This is a genomic window from Photobacterium kishitanii (assembly GCF_000613045.3).
Taxonomy (GTDB): Bacteria; Pseudomonadota; Gammaproteobacteria; order Enterobacterales; family Vibrionaceae; genus Photobacterium; species Photobacterium kishitanii.
Genome location: NZ_LN794352.1, coordinates 293,648 through 312,656 on the forward strand (window position 1 = coordinate 293,648; position 19,009 = coordinate 312,656).

The following is a 19,009-nucleotide window of genomic DNA, read 5'->3' on the forward strand; positions in this document are numbered from 1 at the left end:
CACGAAATATATGTGAGGAACTTGGCGCCTCGGGCTTATTTTAATAGAGCCTGCGGGTGGTGTCGTTTTATTAACCGCGCGTAAATTGCTAAAAATGGCTGAAAAACGAAATATTTTCTTGGTTGGCCCTATGGGTGCCGGCAAAAGCACAATTGGTAGACACCTTGCACAACAGCTGCATATGGAATTCTTTGATTCAGATACCGTGATAGAAGAACGTACTGGCGCTGATATTAGTTGGGTGTTTGATGTTGAAGGTGAAGACGGCTTCCGTGTTCGCGAAGAAACTGTGATTGATGACCTAACACAAGAGCAAGGTATTGTTCTTGCAACGGGTGGCGGCTCTGTTATTAATAAAGAGAACCGTAATCGCCTGTCTGCTCGTGGTATTGTTGTTTATCTAGAGACGACTATTGAAAAGCAATTAGCTCGTACTCAACGTGATAAAAAACGCCCGTTACTTCAAACCGACACGCCTCGTGAAGTGCTTGAAGAGCTAGCAGCAGAGCGTAACCCATTGTATGAAGAGGTTGCTGACTACGTTGTTCGTACTGATGATCAAAGTGCGAAAGTAGTTGCTAACCAAATCATCAAGATGCTGGAAGAGCGTTAATTAATTAAAAAGAGAAGCTGACCATGGAACGGATCAATGTCAATTTAGATGACAGAAGCTACCCTATTTCAATTGGCGCCGAGTTGTTCGACAACTCGGCGTTGTTTGCATCTGCGATATCTGCAGGTAAACGAGTAGTTGTGGTCAGCAATGACACTATTGCCCCGTTATATGCGGATCAGGTAATGGCTACCATCAGTTCATTATCGTGCCAAGTGGCACTACTTTCTCTGCCTGATGGTGAACAGTACAAAACTCTCGATACGTTCAATTGTATTATGACATTTTTACTGGAAGGTAATTATGGCCGTGATGTGATTTTAGTTGCCTTAGGTGGCGGCGTAATTGGTGACATTGTCGGCTTTGCTGCGGCAAGTTATCAGCGAGGGGTTGATTTTATTCAGGTGCCAACAACATTGTTAGCACAAGTGGATTCATCTGTGGGTGGAAAAACTGCGGTTAATCACCGTTTGGGTAAAAACATGATTGGTGCTTTCTACCAACCTAAAGCGGTGATTATTGATAATCATTGTTTACATACATTGCCGCAACGAGAGTTAGCAGCAGGGTTGGCTGAGGTTATCAAATACGGCATTATTGCCGATTATGATTTTTTTGTTTGGTTAGAAAATAACATTGAGCGCTTACATGCATTGGATAATGATGCGTTGTCTTACGCCATTAGCCGTTGCTGTCAAATTAAAGCTGATGTTGTTGCTGCCGATGAAAAAGAATCAGGTGTAAGGGCGTTACTCAATCTTGGCCATACTTTTGGTCACGCTATTGAAGCAGAAATGGGTTACGGTAACTGGCTGCATGGCGAAGCGGTGTCAGCAGGTACAGTTCTCGCAGCACATACTGCAGCAAAGCAGGGATTGATCAGTGATGCCGATGTGATGCGGATTATTGCATTGCATCAGCGAGCAAACTTGCCCGTTGTTGCGCCTGAAACTATGATTTTTGACGATTTTATTAAGCATATGATGCGTGATAAAAAAGTATTGTCAGGTCAGCTACGCTTAGTATTACCGACTGCGATTGGTAGTGCTGAAGTTGTGGCTGATGTACCTTTTGATGTGCTTCAGGATGTTATTGGCCGTTAAGTTGTAGCACGTTGATGACCAGCATGACGAAAGCAAAAAAACTGGATCTGGATAGTCAGATCCAGTTGCTGACTCGAGTACGGTTTCTGACTCGGTTTGGCTCTCATCTTATTCACCTCTCTGGTGCACAAGGCTCAGGTAAAACTTGGCTTGCACACTCTTTCCTTGAACATTATGCCACTGACTGTCGTCAAATATTATTGACGTGCCAGCTTGGGTATACAGATGCTCAACATCGAACCTTATTGTTACAGCAATTTGTTAGCCAAGCTATGTTTAATGAACATGATTCATTATGCCAAAGTGCGGAGCATTTATTAGCACACCATCAACATAAACTGATAGTAGTGATCGATGATGCGCATTTACTTAGTGACGGCTTAGTTACTGAATTATGGGCGTTATCACTGTATGCCAATCAACATTCACAACTACAACTTAATATCATATTATTTGCTAATCGTGGTGAGTTAAACCAAACTTTAGCTCATGTTAGCCATGATTCTGATATTATTCCTCTAGAGTTGGAGATTGATGATATTAGTCATCAAGAAGTGGCTTTATTTAGCGAAATATTGGTTGCTAACGATGAGTCAGATACACCTTCTCGACCAACGTTAAAACAGCGGTTATTAATGCTGCTTCCACGATCAGTTGTGTTGCAACGTCCCTCTCAAGCTGAAGGTATAAGCATGAGTTTGAATTCCAAAAAAAGATTATTATTACCGTTAGCGATCGTTATTGTACTTATTGTTTTAATTGCTATTGGTTATTGGTTCATGGCTCCTCGCTCGGTAGATAGTCAGTCTTCAACTACTGTTGCTTCGAATGCTCCTGTATCAGCCGCGGCTGTTGTGACGATTGATAAAGAGCCATTACCACCACAAGTGAATACGCAAGGTTTAACCGTTGGTCGCCAAGAAGAGACTGTTCATGAACGGATAGTAATCTCTGAACAACAAATTGATGCCATGATTGACGATCATGCTTTGAAAGGTCATTCTGAAGCTACAGAAGCTACAGAAGCTACAGAAGCTACAGAAGCTACAGAAGCTACAGAAGCTACAGAAGCTACAGAAGCTACAGAAGCTGAAAGTACGCCAGCGATTATTGACACGCAGCCATTGTCTGCCGCTGTAATATCGGCACCAGCCTCTAAGTTAGATTGGTCGCTTAAATTAGCCGCTAATGAGCAGCAATTGGCAGCAGTAAAGCCAGATCATTATGCATTACAACTTGCAGCGACTCGCAGTCTTGCCGCTGCAGCAGAGTTTATAATGACCCATAATGTGGCAGCTGCAATGATCTACCAAACTGAACGTAATCAGCAGTCGTGGTTCATTGTCGTGACGGGTAATTATGCCACGGCTCAGCAAGCTCGCACTGCAAAAACACAATTGCCAACATCATTACAGCAGCTAAAACCGTGGCTGAAACCTTACCGACATATTCAACAAGAAATGAATCGCTTAAAATAAAGCCATTAATGGTAGTTATTTATGCTAATTGGTATCAGCATAGGGTGTAAATGAGGTACAATCCGCGACCTTTCGTGACATTCTTGTAAGTGGTGGTGGGTCAGCTTAATGAAAAAGCATCGTGCATTCCTGAAGTGGGCTGGGGGTAAGTACTCTCTAGTCGAGGATATTAAACGACACCTACCGCCCGCGCGTAAATTGGTTGAGCCTTTTGTGGGGGCTGGCTCGGTATTTTTAAATACTGATTATGAGCAGTACCTATTAGCGGATATCAACCCAGATCTGATTAATTTATATAATATAATTAAGCAAGAACCTGAGCGTTACATTGAAGATGTACGCCGATTATTCACGCCTGAATATAATACTAAAGCAGCGTACCTAAGTATTCGAGAAGAGTTTAATAACAGCACTGATCCTTATCAGCGTTCAATTTATTTCTTATATTTAAATCGCCACGGTTTTAATGGCTTATGCCGTTATAATAAAAAAGGCGGGTTTAATGTACCTTTTGGATCGTACAAAAAACCGTATTTTCCAGAAGCTGAAATGTATTATTTTTCTGAAAAAGCCAAACGTGCGACTTTTGTGTGTGAAGGCTATAGCCAAACATTTTCACGGGCTCGCAAAGGCAGTGTGATTTATTGTGATCCACCGTATGCGCCATTATCTACTACGGCTAATTTTACTTCTTATTCTGGTAATGGTTTTAGTTTGGATGATCAGGCAACCCTAGCCAATGTCGCAGAGAAAGCCGCGACTGAGCGTGATATTGCGGTATTGATTTCTAATCATGATACGCCATTAACCCGCCGTTTATATACCGGGGCTGATTTGTCGGTGGTAAGGGTTAAACGCACCATTAGTCGTAATGGTAGTGGTCGCAATAAAGTCGATGAATTGTTGGCATTATTTAAAACACCAGTTACCACCGATAACGAATAAATGCTTGATTTATAATGCTGTTGCCTGATGGGCAATAGCAATTAATGCGATTACCAATATCGCGATAATGATCCCACCAATAATAATAAATGGCCATGGACTTGAATGATTAAAGTCTTGGTGGCGTTGTTGTTGGGATTGCACTCCAAATAATGCTGCTAGAACACTTTTTATTATGCTCCATATTGTGCCAGCGTTCTGAATCATAAACTTCCTTTCCTCATTTTTCTGCTGACGTTATTGTTGATTGTAGTGCCTCTGTCGCTGGTCACAGTGATAACTATGGCTAACTGCAGCAATAAATAAATCCAGTAAGACAACACCTAGGGGATCGGGTAGACTGACAGCAATTTGAAAGCTTGGTAAACCGAGCCTGTTGTTTTTATCGCTAGTGTAGAGAGGCTAAACATGAAGGACTTTTTGATCGCTCCATCTATTTTGTCTGCTGATTTCGCCCGTTTAGGTGAAGATGTAGTAAAGGTATTGGCTGCGGGTGCTGATGTTATCCATTTTGATGTTATGGATAATCACTTTGTGCCAAACCTGTCGTTTGGTGCGCCGATCTGTAAAGCATTACGCGACTACGGGATTACGGCACCGATTGATGTCCATTTAATGGTAAAACCTGTCGATCGTATTATTCCTGATTTTGCCAAAGCTGGCGCGACGATGATCACTTTTCATGTAGAAGCGACCGATCATATTGATCGTACTCTGCAACTGATTAAAGAACATGGTTGTAAAGCTGGGGTGGTATTTAATCCAGCAACGCCATTACATCATCTTGATTATATTATGGATAAAGTTGACATGATTTTGATTATGTCGGTTAACCCAGGCTTTGGCGGCCAGTCATTTATTCCAAGTACTTTAGATAAATTACGTCAAGTACGTCAGCGTATTGATGCTTCAGGTCGTGATATTCGCCTAGAAGTTGATGGTGGTGTTAACGTTGATAATATTGGTGAAATCGCTGCCGCTGGTGCTGATATGTTTGTTGCTGGCTCTGCCATTTTTAATGAACCTGATTATAAAGTCGCGATTGATAAAATGCGTGCACAGTTAGCTGAGGCTAAGCGTTAATGATCCCTGAAAACATGATTGAAAATATTAAATTTATTGCGTTTGATTTAGACGGTACTTTACTTGATAGCGTACCTGATTTAGCCGATGCTGCTGATTTGACCATGCGTCACCTTGGTCGCAAAGGTGTCACTGTTGAACAAGTGACAACTTGGATTGGCAATGGTGCTGATATTTTGATTGGCCGAGCATTAAGCCGTAGTGTTGATATTGACCCTCAAATTGACCCGCAATTACAGCGTCAAGCGCGTGAGTTATTTGATCATTATTATGCTGCTGGTGGCCACCAAAAAAGTGCCTTGTATGCCGATGTAAAAACGACGTTAGCCAGCTTACATCAAGCGGGTGTTGCTATGGCTATCGTAACCAATAAGCCTTCACAATTTGTACCGCATTTGCTTGAAGAACATGGTTTGAGTGAGTATTTTGTGGATGTGATTGGCGGTGATACTTTCCCATTGAGAAAGCCAGATCCTTTTGCGCTACATTGGCTAATGGAGAAACACCATATTGCTGCGACTCAACTACTGATGGTCGGCGATTCGCGTAACGATATTCTTGCCGCACAAGCCGCTAGCTGCCGTTCATTAGGACTGACTTATGGCTATAACTATGGTCAGCCAATCAGTGATAGTCAGCCAGATGTTGTTTGTGATCACTTCAAGCAATTACTTGATGTGGTTAAACTAGGCTGCTAGTACATTACGGTGTACACTAAAAACAATAACATTAGGTACTGATAACGGCGTTATTAGTACCTTTCGTCAATACAATTAAAGATATTAACAGGACAGCCTGATCATGAGTAAACCCATTGTATTAAGTGGCGTACAGCCTTCTGGTGAATTGAGTATCGGCAACTACCTTGGTGCGCTGCGTCAGTGGGAACAGATGCAGGATGATTATGATTGCCAGTACTGTGTGGTTGATTTACATGCCATCACAGTACGTCAAGATCCTAAAGCTTTACACGAAGCAACTTTAGATGCTTTGTCTATCTGTTTAGCTGTTGGTGTTGATCCGCAAAAAAGTACGTTGTTTGTACAATCTCATGTTCCTGAGCATGCGCAACTTGGTTGGTTATTAAATTGCTATACCCAAATGGGTGAACTAAGTCGTATGACACAGTTTAAAGATAAATCAGCTCGTCATGCGAATGATGTTAATGCGGGTTTATTTGGTTACCCAGTGCTAATGGCTGCAGATATTCTATTGTATGGTGCTCATCAAGTGCCAGTAGGTAGCGATCAGAAGCAACATTTAGAGCTAGCGCGTGATATCGCGACCCGTTTTAATAATCTTTACAGCACCCCTGAAAGCCCAATTTTCCAAGTACCAGAACCGTATATTCCAACGGTTGGTGCGCGCGTGATGAGCTTACAAGATGCGACCAAGAAAATGTCGAAGTCAGATGATAACCGTAAGAACGTTATTACTTTACTTGAAGATCCTAAGTCAATTTTAAAGAAAATCAATAAAGCGCAAACGGATGCAGAAATGCCACCACGTATTGCTCATGATATTGAGCAAAAAGCAGGTATTTCAAATCTAATGGGCCTGTATTCTGGTGCTACTGGAAAAACATTTGCTGAGATTGAAGCTCAGTATGCTGGTGTTGATATGTACGGTCCATTTAAGAAAGATGTGGGTGAGGCGTTAGTTGCAATGCTAGAGCCTGTACAAGCGGAATACCAACGTATTCGTCATGATCGTGCTTACCTTGATAGCGTGATGAAAGCCGGTGCAGATAAAGCATCAGCACGCGCTGCTGAAGTATTGAAAAAAGCTTACCATGCCGTTGGTTTTGTTGCTCGCCCATAAGCGTTAGTAATAACAATTATTAAAAAAGCAGGGCTTAGGCTCTGCTTTTTTGTCGCTAGTTAATAGCTGTCGCCGACAGTTAAAAATAAGAGCTTAGTTGTAGTATGCTGTTACTTATTGATAACTATGATTCATTTACTTACAACCTCTATCAATACTTCTGTGAATTGGGGGCAGAGGTTGTTGTTGCCCGCAATGATGAGATTGATATCGCGGCCATTGAAGCTTTAGCGCCCACCCATTTAGTGATTTCGCCAGGGCCATGTACACCCAATGAGGCGGGGGTTTCACTGCGAGCGATTGAGTATTTTGCGGGTAAATTACCAATCCTTGGGGTTTGTCTTGGCCATCAATCGTTAGCGCAAGTCTTTGGCGGTGATGTGGTGCGGGCACGACAAGTGATGCATGGCAAAACTTCACCGATTTACCATACTGATTGCGGTGTATTTGAGGGGCTTAATAATCCCTTAACCGTTACGCGCTATCATTCGTTAGTGGTTAAGGCTGCGACTTTACCTGACTGTTTTGAGATTACCGCATGGACTGAATTAAATGGTGAATTTGATGAAATCATGGGTATTCGGCATAAGACCTTAGCACTGGAAGGAGTACAATTTCATCCTGAAAGTATTTTGACTGAGCAAGGCCATGCGTTATTGGCTAACTTTCTGCAACGCTAATACTGCTATTTTTACGTGCTTATTACGATAGTAGTAAGTACGTTACTCTTCTTGTTATCAATGATTTTGTCATTGAACTTCTTATTAGTTATCGATGTTACTTATTTATAAGACAACTGCTGTGCTGTCTTGATTGCAACTTTATGCGAGTGGTGACAACTGTTTCCGTTTAGGAAAGGGTGTTGGTCATCAATGCGGGTTAATAATCTAGCGTAAATAATGCATAACTATCTGTAGTGTATTTATTAGTTAACACTTTGGTTTGAATAAAAACAGCTGTCATTGTTGGCAAAGGTTAATAAAATGTAAATACTAATAATAAGACATCAAGCACAGAAGGATAGTGTGATGGCAACTGAATATAAACTACAACGATCGTTGTTTGATAAGGTAATGGTACCTTGCTATGCGCCAATGGATATTATTCCTGTTCGAGGTCAAGGTTCGCGGTTGTGGGATCAACAGCAACGTGAGTATATTGATTTTGCAGGCGGGATTGCGGTGAGTTGTTTAGGTCATTGTCATCCGCTGATGGTGGCGGCCTTGACTGAGCAAGCACAACAGTTGTGGCATTTAAGTAATGTCATGACCAATGAGCCAGCACTGCGACTCGCTGATAAACTGACCCAATTAACCTTTGCTGAAAAAGTCTTTTTTGCCAACTCTGGCGCAGAAGCGAATGAAGCAGCATTAAAATTAGCCCGTCGTTATGCGGTTGATAATTTTAGTGCTGAGAAAAATCAAATTATTGCCTTCCATCACGGCTTTCATGGCCGAACATTTTTTACCGTTACTGTTGGTGGTCAAAGTAGTTATTCCGATGGCTTTGGACCTAAACCACAAGCAGTGACTCATATTCCTTATAATGATTTAGCTGCGATTGCTGAGTTAATTTCTGATAAAACCTGTGCCGTGATGATGGAGCCTTTGCAAGGTGAGGGCGGAGTTATTAGCCCAAGTCTGGAGTTTGTGCAGCGGGTACGTGAGTTGTGTGATCAACATCAGGCGCTGCTGATTTTTGATGAAGTCCAAACCGGAAATGGTCGTACTGGCGAGTTGTTTGCTTATCAATATTTAGGTATTACCCCTGATATTCTTACCACTGCTAAATCTTTAGGTGGCGGTTTTCCTGTGGCGGCAATGCTGACGACAACTGCACTCGGATCTCATTTAAATGTGGGTACTCATGGCTCGACCTATGGCGGTAACCCACTGGCCTGTGCTGTTGCTGAGGCGGTAATCAATGAAATCAGTCAACCAGCAGTATTAGCGGGGGTTAAACAGCGCGAGCAGTGGTTTCGTGAGGCATTGATACGAATTAATCGACGTTATCCTATTTTTAGTGAAATTCGAGGTAAAGGCTTATTACTGGGTGCGGTGCTAACCCCAGAGTGGCAGGGTCGAGCACGAGATATTTTGGTTGCAGCGGGCAATGAAGGCGTAATGGTCTTAGTCGCTGGCACCGATGTCGTACGTTTCACCCCTTCGTTAGTGATTGATAAAACCGATATTGATGAAGGAATGCTGCGTTTAGAAACTGCGATTGCGAAGTTATATCACGCTACGGCTTAATTGTGATGGGTTGCTTAGGTGATAAATAGCAACCTTGATACCAATTTATACCCAGGCAATGGCTGTTGTCATTGCCTGCATCAGGAGGAAATGTAATGCTCATTATTCGTCCTATTACTGCTGCTGATTATCCTGCGCTGATGCTATGTGCTGAAGCATCGGGTCATGGTTTTACCTCCCTACCTATTAATGAAACTATACTCCGTGCTCGAATTAACCATTCTCAAGCAAGCTTTAACGCGACAGTGACTTCACCCGGACAAGAAAGCTATTTATTGGTTGCTGTTGATAGTGTCAGTGGCCAAATAGTGGGTACTACCGCGATTGAGGCAACAGTGGGCCTTGATGCGCCTTTTTATAATTATCACTTAAGTACTGTCACCCATGCTTCACGCCGCTTAGGGGTACACAACACGGTGAAGGTACTGACGTTGGGGAGCCAATATACGGGAGAGACTGAACTCTGTAGTTTATTTTTATTACCTGAGTGGCGCCAAGGCATCAACGGCCGTTTATTGTCTAAATCACGATTTTTATTAATGGCTGAACATCGGCAACGGTTTGCTGAGATTGCGTTTGCTGAAATGCGTGGTGTGTCTGATGAACAGGGTAATTCTCCTTTTTGGCAATGGCTTAAAGACAGTTTCTTTTCGATTGATTTTACCTATGCTGATTATCTTACTGGGATTGGACGCAAAGGATTTATTGCTGATTTAATGCCGAAATTACCGATTTATGTCAATTTACTTAGTAAAGAAGCGCAAGCGGTGATAGGGCAAGTCCATGTCGATACTCGCCCAGCATTACAACTATTAGAACAAGAGGGATTTTGCTGTCGTGGTTATGTCGATATTTTTGACGCAGGTCCGAGTGTTGAATGTGATGTGCGTAATATAGAAACAGTTCGTCACTCGCAGCGGTGTCGAGTGAATATTGGCGAGCACTCGAGTGAGCAATATTATTTAGTCTCCAATTGTGAGTTAGCCGGGTTTCGAGCGGTAGCTGCACCGTTGGTGGTTGATTCACAAGGGCAAGTGACGATGACCGCAGATATTGCTACCGCACTTAATATCGCTATTGGTGATGAAGTCCGGTTAGTTGCATTATCATAATAAGGAGAGACGAATGAGCTTATGGATTAATAACCAATGGCTAGCAGGCGCTGGTGAGCAATTTCAATCACTCAATCCTTATGATGGTAGTGTGGTTTGGCAAGGTAAGGCCGCAACGACAGCGCAAGTTGAAGTCGCTGTTACTACCGCAGAAACTGCGTTTTTAACCTGGTGTAATACCACTCTTAGTGAGCGATTGGCAGTAATAGAATGCTTTGCTCAATTAGTGCAGCAACACCAGCCACAACTTGCTCGTACTATTGCTACTGAAACAGGTAAGCCGTTATGGGAAAGTACCACTGAGGTGGCAGCCATGATTGCTAAGGTAGCATTATCACTTCAGGCTTACCATGAGCGTACAGGTACGCGCCAACGGCAACAAGCTGATACAACCATGATTGTCCGCCATCGTCCTTTGGGCGTCATGGCGGTATTTGGACCCTATAACTTTCCAGCTCACTTACCTAACGGCCATATTATTCCGGCATTGCTGGCAGGGAATACAGTGGTGTTTAAACCGTCTGAACTTACGCCAAAAACGGCGCAACTGATGTGTGAGTTGTGGCAGCAGGCGGGTATCCCTGCTGGGGTGATTAATTTAGTGCAAGGGGGAAGTTCAACAGGAATGGCTTTAGCTGCGGCGGCAGGGGTTGCTGGAGTATTGTTTACTGGTAGTGCTCACACTGGACATTTATTGCATCAGCAATTTGCAGGGCAGCCTCAAAAAATGTTGGCTTTAGAAATGGGGGGTAATAATCCATTGGTTGTTGGCCCACAATATGGCGCAATTGATGCGGCAGTGTATACCATCATCCAGTCAGCTTTTTTAAGTGCGGGACAGCGCTGTACTTGTGCGCGGCGATTATATATAGCGGTAGGAAAAGCCGGTGATGAATTGTTAGCGCGGTTGGTGACAGTCGCGTCGCAATTGATAGTGGGGGATCCATTAGCAACACCGGCACCTTTTATGGGGCCATTGATATCAAATGTGGCTGCCGATCAAATTATTGTCAATCAGCAGCAATTAATAAACGCGGGTGGCGTTGCTTTGTTAGCCGCAACACGAGGGCAAGGTGCGTTAGTTACACCGGCTATTATTGATGTCAGTGCGATTACGGAGCTGATGGATGAAGAGTATTTTGGGCCGCTATTACAGGTCAGTCGTTACCATGATTTTACCCAAGCGGTGGTGAGTGCTAATCAAACGCGTTATGGACTCGCCGCAGGGTTAATATCAACCGATGTCCAACAATGGCGTTATTTTATTGACCATATTCGAGCTGGGATCGTTAATCGTAATCGGCCTTTAACTGGCGCCAGTGGTGATGCACCTTTTGGTGGGCCAGGTGCTTCAGGTAACCTGCGTCCAAGTGCTTATTATGCAGCAGATTACTGTGCTTACCCAATGGCATCTGTTGAAGGGGAACAATTACAATTACCGTCGCAATTAGCGCCAGGTGTGAGCTTGAACTAAGATCTATAAAGTGATTATGCTTTAAATTAAGCGGGTAGGTTATGGAATCGATTACGCAACTTTTTGATAGCTTGTGGCACGATTATAGTCAGCGATTATGCCCATCAGCGGTGCAAATACAGCGATTATTAACCGAAGATGTCGCATTATTAAATGATCATATCGCGTTACGTAGCTTTGGGTTACCTAAGTGTGGTTTAGCGGTTGTTGCTGCTCCGTTTATTGCGTTGGGTTATCAACCGCAAGCTAAATATCATTTCAGTGCTAAAAAGCTGTATGCCGAATATTTTGCTCACCAAAACCCTTTACTCCCCAAAGTCTTTATTAGTGAATTACAGTTAGGCGGCTGTTCGGCCGAATTGCAACTTGCAGTGCGCGGTTTATTAGATCAGGTCGATGATGATTATTTTCGCCAGCCTGATTTTGTTTATGGCGGTCGTCCATGGCAACTTGATTTTGCAACCTATCAATTTTTAGCGGCTGAAAGTGAGTATGCAGCTTGGGTTGCGGCGCACGGTTTTGGTGCTAATCATTTTACGGTAAGTATTAATCAGCTCGAGCAATTTACTTGTTTAGAAGAGGTAAACCATTTATTGCGTCATAACCAGTTTGTGATTAATCAGACAGGCGGAGACATAAAAGGTGATGCGACGGTAATGTTAGAGCAATCGGCAACGATGGCTGATGAGGTTGGGGTTAGTTTTCGAGATGGGGTTTATAAGATCCCTGGTGGATTTTACGAGTTTGCTAAACGCTATCCACAACCGAATGGTGAATTGTATAGCGGCTTTGTTACTGCCTCGGCGGATAAAATATTTGAAAGTACCAATAGTTAACTGAGTACTTGATAGTGAAAATGGCAGTAATAACAACAGCACTTAGTTACATCAGTGCTGTTATTGCTAGCTAGTTATCTAGTGGTGAACCCCAAACGCCTGATTCATCCGCTGGGCAGCGACGTAATCCTGTTTGTTGTTCAAGGTAGCAACGGCTATCGCTAAACCCTGTCATTTCAATGGTTGTGGGCTGGTTAGTTAACACCCCTGGTACGGTGGTGAAACTGTTAGTAGAAAAGCGTTCAATATCCATATTGACCATCATTGATTAAGAAATCCATTTGTAATCGAAATGTAGCATGAATGAATGTGATTACAAATTAAAATTTAACCGTAATACTAACTCCGTCAATGTTTGTTTTATGGTGCTATTTAGAGATAGTCGAGATCAAAAAAAACCGCAGGTATAAGCTGCGGTTTCATCGGCGATTAAGGTACGACTAATAATTAGCGTGTACCGTAAACCACGATTGTTTTGCCGTGAGCAGAAATAAGATTTTGCTCTTCAAGCATTTTTAAAATACGACCCACTGTTTCGCGAGAACAACCTACGATCTGGCCAATTTCTTGACGAGTGATCTTAATTTGCATGCCATCTGGGTGTGTCATTGCATCGGGTTGTTTTGCAAGATTAAGTAACGTCTGTGCAATACGACCTGTTACATCAAGGAATGCAAGATCACCTACTTTTTGACTTGTCACTTGTAAACGACATGCCATTTGAGCAGATAGACGCATTAGAATATCTGGATTAACTTGAATTAACTGACGGAATTTCTTAAATGAAATTTCTGCAACTTCACAAGGGCTTTTGGCACGAACCCAAGCTGTACGCTCTTGGTCTTCTTCGAACAAGCCGAGTTCACCAATAAAGTCACCCTGATTTAGGTAAGAAAGGATCATTTCCTTACCTTCTTCATCCTTGATTAATACAGCAACAGAACCCTTCACGATGTAATACAAAGTTTCTGCTTTTTCACCAGCGTGAATTAACGTGCTCTTTGATGGATATTTGTGAATGTGACAATGGGAAAGAAACCACTCTAAAGTTGGATCTGTCTGCGGTTTACCTGGAACCATATTACTAACTTCCTCTGCATATGTTGCCCAACAATATGTTCTGTGAAGATAACTCAACAAAACTGTTTGCTGGCGGGGTTATTCACTCAGCTGCTGGGCTGCAAGCTAACTTGAACTTGTTAAGATTGTATCCTTTTTTTAGGGTTTTTTCTTGATATTGATCTAGCTGACTCGCTCATTTATGAGAGATAAGTGTGCACATGATCACATCGTTGTGAGTTAGTCACCAAAAGCATAGTTTTAATGTGGGTTTGTTAGTTAATTTGGGTGGTTTAAATATGCAACGTAATTAGCATTAGCCGGAATAAATAGCGTTTACATTGATGAGATTATCAACAAAAATAGAGTTAATATCTGAATAATATAGCCAAAGGAGATAGAGATGCAGTCACGAGTAAAGTGGGTTGAAAATATGACTTTTGTTGGTCAGTCATCATCAGGCCATAGTGTTGTTTTAGATGGTAATGGTGGTGATAAAGCACCAAGTCCGATGGAATTAGTGTTAATGGCCGCTGGTGGTTGTAGCTCGGTTGATGTTGTGAGTGGATTACAAGATTTACAACAGCAGATCACTGGCTGTGAAGTGAATATCTCTGCTGAGCGTCGTGAGCAAGCGCCACGTATTTTTACTCATGCAAATTTACACTTCGTGGTTAGTGGCCATGATTTAGCGCCTCAATTAGTCAGTAAAGTGGTTGCTGACTCACTCGAAAAATATTGCTCAGTGTGTTTAATGTTAGGTAAAGGGGTCGAGCTGAGCCACAGCTATGAGATTGTTGTGGCGTAAACACTATCATTATTAACGGTTACTGATACTAGTGACCGTTAATTACGCAAGTAACGATTAGCCGATCTGGCCATTTTCAATCAGTTGTTCAAGTAAAGGCCGCATAATTAGCTCCATCGCAAAGCTCATTTTGCCACCTGGAACAACCAGAGTATTATGGCGTGACATAAATGAACCTTGAATCATTGCTAATAAATGCGGAAAGTCGACATTCTTTAAGCCACGAAAGCGGATCACCACAAAGCTTTCATCTAAACTTGGAATTCCTTTGGCACTGACAGGATTTGAGGTATCAACAGTTGGTACCCGTTGAAAGTTAATATGAGTACGAGAAAATTGCGGCGTGATGTAATTAAGATAGTCATCCATTGAGCGCACAATTGATTCCATTACTGCTTCACGAGAATGGCCCCGATCACGGGTGTCGCGAATAATTTTTTGAATCCATTCTAAGTTAACAATCGGTACCATGCCGATAAGTAGATCAACATGTTGAGCCACATTGATATCGCCATCAACCACCCCCCCATGTAGACCTTCATAAAACAACACATCCGTATTTTCAGCCAATTGTTGCCACGGGGTAAAAGTACCTGGCATTTGATTATAAGGTACGGCTTCATCAAAGGTATGCAGATAACGGCGAAACTTGCCGCTACCATCTTGAGAGTATTGTTTGAAAAAGTGAGCTAATTGTTCAAAGTCATTGGCTTCTGCACCAAAGTAGCTGATATGACGACCTTGTTCTTTCGCTTTGCGGATTTCACAATCCATTTCAGGGCGAGTAAAGCGGTGGAAGCTATCACCCTCTAGCCATGCAGCGTTGATGTCCATCATATTAAACATCTTGCGAAAGGCTTCAGATGTTGTGGTCGTTCCAGCACCTGATGAACCAGTGACTGCAATAATAGGGTGTTTTACCGACATAACTCACCTTGTTGTGATTACTACATGTTAATAACAAAAAAAGAACAATAATAAATGTTACTACAGCTTTGCGTAAATGTCGGTTTTAAGTGATAAAAGTGCTGGCGAGGGCGAATTTTTATAATGATAAATATTGTTTTTTTTTACATTTGATTACGAAGCTTAATATCGACGGACTCATGTAATTCAGAGAAAACAATAACCGCATCACCAGTTTGCAGTTGCCGGCGAACATAAGCGACCTTATCGCTAAGGCTGATTTCTACTTCGCCATAATCAGTACCTTCGCGCAAAATAAATTGTTCGATGAGATTGGTTAGGGTTTCAGGGGCGATGTCTTGCCAAGGAATAATCATTACAACTTCTTAAATGATTAATAAAACAATAGCTGTAGTATATTCTTAAATTGGATTGAAACAAACTCAGTCATTATAAGCTGATGTTGATTGGTGTTGCGTTAATTGGTATTGAAACCACTCTGGTACGGTGTGCTCTAGCCAAAACTGTGGTTTAAGCAAACTGCCACCAATAAAACCAACATGTCCCCCTGTTGCCGATAAATCATAACGAATATTAGCTGGCAATGGTTGTGCAGGAATCACATCACGACACATAAATGGATCATCTGCAGCATGAATAATTCGTAAGGGTTGCGAGATATTGGCCAGCAGACGCAAACCACTACAGTGGTGGTAGTAGTCATCAGCATCTTTAAAGCCGTGTAGTGGTGCCGTAATGGCTTGGTCAAATTGCCACACACTGCTAATTGAGGCTAACTGTTGCCGGTTAACTGGCATCGTATGAGGTTGACGGTCAATTTTTTTGGCTATGGTTCGTTTGAGCGATGTGAGTAAGTAGCGTTGATAAATACGCGAGAACCCTTGTTGAATACGATCAGAGCATGAGGCTAGATTCAACGGTGGTGAGATCGCTTGGGCTGCAATTAGTTCGTTGTTGGGGTAGGTCGCAAGATAATTAATCAGGACATTACCACCAAGGGAAACGCCGACAGCGATAAACGGTCGTTGCGGAAATTGTTGGCGTAGCCATTGAATAAAAAAATGGACGTCGTTGGTTTCACCAGAATGATAGCTTTGCGGATGGCGATTTAATTCACCACTGCAACCTCGAAAATGCATCATCACTCCGAGCCAACCTTGCTGCTTAGCTGCCATCAATAAGCCATTAGCATAAGGACTGTTAAAACTACCTTCTAAACCGTGTAATAGAATCATCAGCGGTTGGTGGTGATTATTAAGATTAGGTTGCTCTGTCCAGGCGAGATCAACAAAATCACCATCAGGCATTTCAAGTCGTTGCGTCGTTGGCGTGAATAATGGTTGGCGACGAATAAATCGAGGCAATAAGGTTTGCAGGTGGGGATTGCGCAATCCAATTGCGGCAGTAAATGGCTGCATGTCAATGTCCTTTCTTCAAATAAAAACGCCGTAGTAATAACATCATTGCTACGGCGTTAAATGATCACTCAGCGTTAAGCTGGCTTTCCATTTCTTCTAATTGTTCCTGCAGTTCCATCCATGCGACTTCTATATCTTCAAGATCGGATTTTGCATTGCCTTGAAGTTTGAGTTGTTCATTCATCTGCGCTTTATTTTCTGGTTCATAAATCGTGCTGTCACTTAATGCCGTTTCTGCGGCAGTAATGACCTCATTAAGCTTATCCATTTGCTTTTCGAGCTTGGTGATTTCTTTACGAATTGGTGCTGTCAGCTTGCGGAATTCCGCGTCTAAACGCTTTTGTTCTTTACGTGAAGCAGCGCTATTATCTTTACTGGTTTCAGGTTTTGCTGCTTGTTGTTCACGGCGTTCATTGCGTTGCTGCTCAGTAAGCCATTTATGGTAATCATTTAAATCACCATCAAATGGCACCACTTGACGATCATGAACTAGATATAAGTCATCAGTCGTGGCACGCAGTAAGTAACGGTCGTGACTTACAATTACCATTGCCCCTTCATAAGATTGCAACGCAAAGGTTAATGCCTGACGCATATCCAAATCAAGGTGGTTAGTCGGCTCATCGAGCAGTAATAGGTTTGGGCGTTGCCATACAATTAACGCTAATACCAAGCGTGCTTTTTCACCACCAGAAAATGGTCCTACTTTTTCAAGGGCTTTGTCGCCAATAAAGCCAAAGCTACCTAAGTAATCACGTAACTGCTGTTCAGTTGAGTTAGGCGCAATACGTGCCATATGTTGAACCGGCGTATCATCAAGATACAAGGTCTCTAATTGATGCTGGGCAAAGTAACCAATTTTAACCCCTTGTGAATAAGCCATATCACCGGCTTTGGCGGGTAAATCGCCAGCTAACATTTTAATTAAGGTGGATTTACCCGCACCATTACGACCCAGTAAGCCAATTCGACTTCCAGGGACGAGGTTTAAACGAATTTTTTCTAGTATCAATAAGTCATCATAACCGGCAGCCACATGATCCATCATTAAAATAGGATTAGGCAGTGCGCTTGGTTCACGGAATTCAAAACTAAATGGATTATCAAGTTGCGCGGGTAGCACTTTTTCCATTCGTTCAAGGGCTTTAATACGGCTTTGGGCTTGGCGTGCTTTACTGGCTTTGTAACGGAAGCGCTCGATATATGACTGCATGTGCGTCATTTGTTTCTGCTGCTTTTGGAACATCGCTTGTTGTAATACTAATTTCTCAGCACGTTGGACTTCAAATGATGAGTAGTTGCCGGTGTAACTGTTCATGGTTTGGTTTTCAACGTGAATAATACGGTTGATGACGGGATCTAAGAAATCACGGTCATGAGAAATCAGTACTAAGGTACCGCGATAGCTTTGGAGCCATTTCTCCAACCACATTACGGCATCAAGATCTAAGTGGTTAGTTGGCTCATCGAGTAATAATAGGTCAGAGCGGCAGAGTAGTGCTTGGGCAAGGTTTAAACGCATGCGCCAACCACCAGAAAACTGAGTTAAGTTCCACTGCATTTGATGCTGTGAAAAACCTAAACCATTCAATAATTCTGCAGCACGGGCATTAATGCTATAGCCACCAATAGTATCGATCTTGCCATGTAACTCAGCGACTTTATTACCATCATCTGCGAGTTCTGCTGCAATTAATTGGCGCTCTAGTTCACGATATTCACGATCGCCATCAATCACATATTCAATTGCTGCGCGTTCAAGGGCGGGCGTTTCTTGAGCTACCCATGCTAACTCCCAGTTACTTGGAAACTGACAATTGCCGCCATCTAAACTGAGTTCATTTTTGAGTAATGCAAACAGGGTTGATTTACCACAACCATTTTTACCCACAAGACCAACTTTGTCCCCTGGGTTAATAGTCGCTGTGGCATTTTCAAGCAGAACTTTACCACCACGTAGAAGTTGGATATCTGAAAAGATAATCATCGATAGCGCCGGGGACGTGCCCGCTCCACAAAATTAAACAAGAATCATGCTCAGGAGTCTAACTCAAACTTGAACCAGTGGCTAACCTGACGC

General features: G+C 42.6%; 20 protein-coding genes. 13 read left to right on the top strand and 7 right to left on the bottom strand.

What is annotated here, in order from left to right:
- Window positions 1–94: 94 nt before the first annotated feature.
- The 4 genes from aroK to dam all read left to right on the top strand — a co-directional run bounded on the left by aroK (window position 95) and on the right by dam (window position 4,139).
- The gene (aroK, locus tag PPBDW_RS01545) at window positions 95–613 is read left to right on the top strand and encodes a shikimate kinase AroK (RefSeq protein ID WP_036789489.1); all 519 of its coding nucleotides are present in this window, start codon (window positions 95–97) and stop codon (window positions 611–613) included.
- A gap of 23 nt (window positions 614–636) precedes the next feature.
- Window positions 637–1,716, top strand: coding sequence for a 3-dehydroquinate synthase (aroB, locus tag PPBDW_RS01550; RefSeq protein WP_036789491.1), 1,080 nt, complete (start codon window positions 637–639; stop codon window positions 1,714–1,716).
- Between the two features lie 23 nt (window positions 1,717–1,739).
- On the top strand, window positions 1,740–3,194 hold the full coding sequence (locus tag PPBDW_RS01555; RefSeq protein WP_181950638.1) for an SPOR domain-containing protein: 1,455 nt from the start codon (window positions 1,740–1,742) through the stop codon (window positions 3,192–3,194).
- 108 nt (window positions 3,195–3,302) lie between these two features.
- Window positions 3,303–4,139, top strand: a complete 837-nt coding sequence (dam, locus tag PPBDW_RS01560) for an adenine-specific DNA-methyltransferase (RefSeq protein WP_036789494.1) — start codon at window positions 3,303–3,305, stop codon at window positions 4,137–4,139.
- A 9-nt stretch (window positions 4,140–4,148) separates the two neighbouring features.
- Here dam and PPBDW_RS01565 read toward each other — a convergent pair whose 3' ends face one another.
- A complete protein-coding gene (locus PPBDW_RS01565) occupies window positions 4,149–4,346 on the bottom strand; it encodes a DUF2970 domain-containing protein (protein ID WP_036789496.1) in 198 nt (65 codons plus the stop codon).
- A 201-nt stretch (window positions 4,347–4,547) separates the two neighbouring features.
- Here PPBDW_RS01565 and rpe point away from each other — a divergent pair, with 201 nt between their 5' ends.
- The 8 genes from rpe (at window position 4,548) to PPBDW_RS01605 (ending at window position 12,717) form a co-directional block, all read left to right on the top strand.
- The gene (gene rpe / locus PPBDW_RS01570) at window positions 4,548–5,222 is read left to right on the top strand and encodes a ribulose-phosphate 3-epimerase (protein ID WP_036789497.1); all 675 of its coding nucleotides are present in this window, start codon (window positions 4,548–4,550) and stop codon (window positions 5,220–5,222) included.
- Window positions 5,222–5,920 (top strand): phosphoglycolate phosphatase, encoded by a 699-nt coding sequence (locus tag PPBDW_RS01575; protein ID WP_036789499.1) that lies wholly within the window; start codon window positions 5,222–5,224, stop codon window positions 5,918–5,920. The genes rpe and PPBDW_RS01575 overlap by 1 nt, the downstream gene beginning before the upstream one ends.
- Window positions 5,921–6,023: 103 nt before the next feature.
- Complete coding sequence (trpS, locus tag PPBDW_RS01580; RefSeq protein ID WP_036789501.1) at window positions 6,024–7,043, top strand: tryptophan--tRNA ligase; 1,020 nt, start codon at window positions 6,024–6,026, stop codon at window positions 7,041–7,043.
- Between the two features lie 104 nt (window positions 7,044–7,147).
- Complete coding sequence (locus tag PPBDW_RS01585) at window positions 7,148–7,723, top strand: aminodeoxychorismate/anthranilate synthase component II (protein WP_036789503.1); 576 nt, start codon at window positions 7,148–7,150, stop codon at window positions 7,721–7,723.
- Window positions 7,724–8,071: 348 nt separating this feature from the next.
- Window positions 8,072–9,295: an aspartate aminotransferase family protein gene (locus tag PPBDW_RS01590; protein WP_036789505.1), complete on the top strand. Its 1,224-nt coding sequence runs from the start codon at window positions 8,072–8,074 to the stop codon at window positions 9,293–9,295.
- 95 nt (window positions 9,296–9,390) lie between these two features.
- A complete protein-coding gene (astA, locus tag PPBDW_RS01595; RefSeq protein WP_036789507.1) occupies window positions 9,391–10,407 on the top strand; it encodes an arginine N-succinyltransferase in 1,017 nt (338 codons plus the stop codon).
- A gap of 13 nt (window positions 10,408–10,420) precedes the next feature.
- Window positions 10,421–11,881: a succinylglutamate-semialdehyde dehydrogenase gene (gene astD, locus PPBDW_RS01600; protein ID WP_036789509.1), complete on the top strand. Its 1,461-nt coding sequence runs from the start codon at window positions 10,421–10,423 to the stop codon at window positions 11,879–11,881.
- A 41-nt stretch (window positions 11,882–11,922) separates the two neighbouring features.
- Window positions 11,923–12,717, top strand: a complete 795-nt coding sequence (locus PPBDW_RS01605) for a DUF1338 domain-containing protein (RefSeq protein ID WP_036789511.1) — start codon at window positions 11,923–11,925, stop codon at window positions 12,715–12,717.
- A gap of 70 nt (window positions 12,718–12,787) precedes the next feature.
- On the opposite strand, the gene PPBDW_RS01610 is transcribed toward PPBDW_RS01605, so the two are convergent.
- Entirely contained in the window at window positions 12,788–12,982 is a 195-nt protein-coding gene (locus tag PPBDW_RS01610; protein WP_230850438.1) for a hypothetical protein, read from the bottom strand.
- Window positions 12,983–13,164: 182 nt separating this feature from the next.
- Window positions 13,165–13,797: a cAMP-activated global transcriptional regulator CRP gene (crp, locus tag PPBDW_RS01615; protein ID WP_036789513.1), complete on the bottom strand. Its 633-nt coding sequence runs from the start codon at window positions 13,795–13,797 to the stop codon at window positions 13,165–13,167.
- 382 nt (window positions 13,798–14,179) lie between these two features.
- Here crp and PPBDW_RS01620 point away from each other — a divergent pair, with 382 nt between their 5' ends.
- Entirely contained in the window at window positions 14,180–14,584 is a 405-nt protein-coding gene (locus tag PPBDW_RS01620) for an OsmC family protein (protein WP_036789516.1), read from the top strand.
- Window positions 14,585–14,641: 57 nt separating this feature from the next.
- On the opposite strand, the gene PPBDW_RS01625 is transcribed toward PPBDW_RS01620, so the two are convergent.
- The 4 genes from PPBDW_RS01625 to PPBDW_RS01640 all read right to left on the bottom strand — a co-directional run bounded on the left by PPBDW_RS01625 (window position 14,642) and on the right by PPBDW_RS01640 (window position 18,916).
- Complete coding sequence (locus PPBDW_RS01625) at window positions 14,642–15,511, bottom strand: phosphoribulokinase (protein WP_036789518.1); 870 nt, start codon at window positions 15,509–15,511, stop codon at window positions 14,642–14,644.
- A gap of 143 nt (window positions 15,512–15,654) precedes the next feature.
- Entirely contained in the window at window positions 15,655–15,867 is a 213-nt protein-coding gene (locus PPBDW_RS01630) for a YheU family protein (protein ID WP_036789521.1), read from the bottom strand.
- A gap of 66 nt (window positions 15,868–15,933) precedes the next feature.
- Window positions 15,934–16,929, bottom strand: coding sequence for a hydrolase (locus PPBDW_RS01635; protein WP_036789523.1), 996 nt, complete (start codon window positions 16,927–16,929; stop codon window positions 15,934–15,936).
- 64 nt (window positions 16,930–16,993) lie between these two features.
- Entirely contained in the window at window positions 16,994–18,916 is a 1,923-nt protein-coding gene (locus PPBDW_RS01640) for an ABC transporter ATP-binding protein (RefSeq protein WP_036789525.1), read from the bottom strand.
- Between the last annotated feature and the right edge of the window lie 93 nt (window positions 18,917–19,009).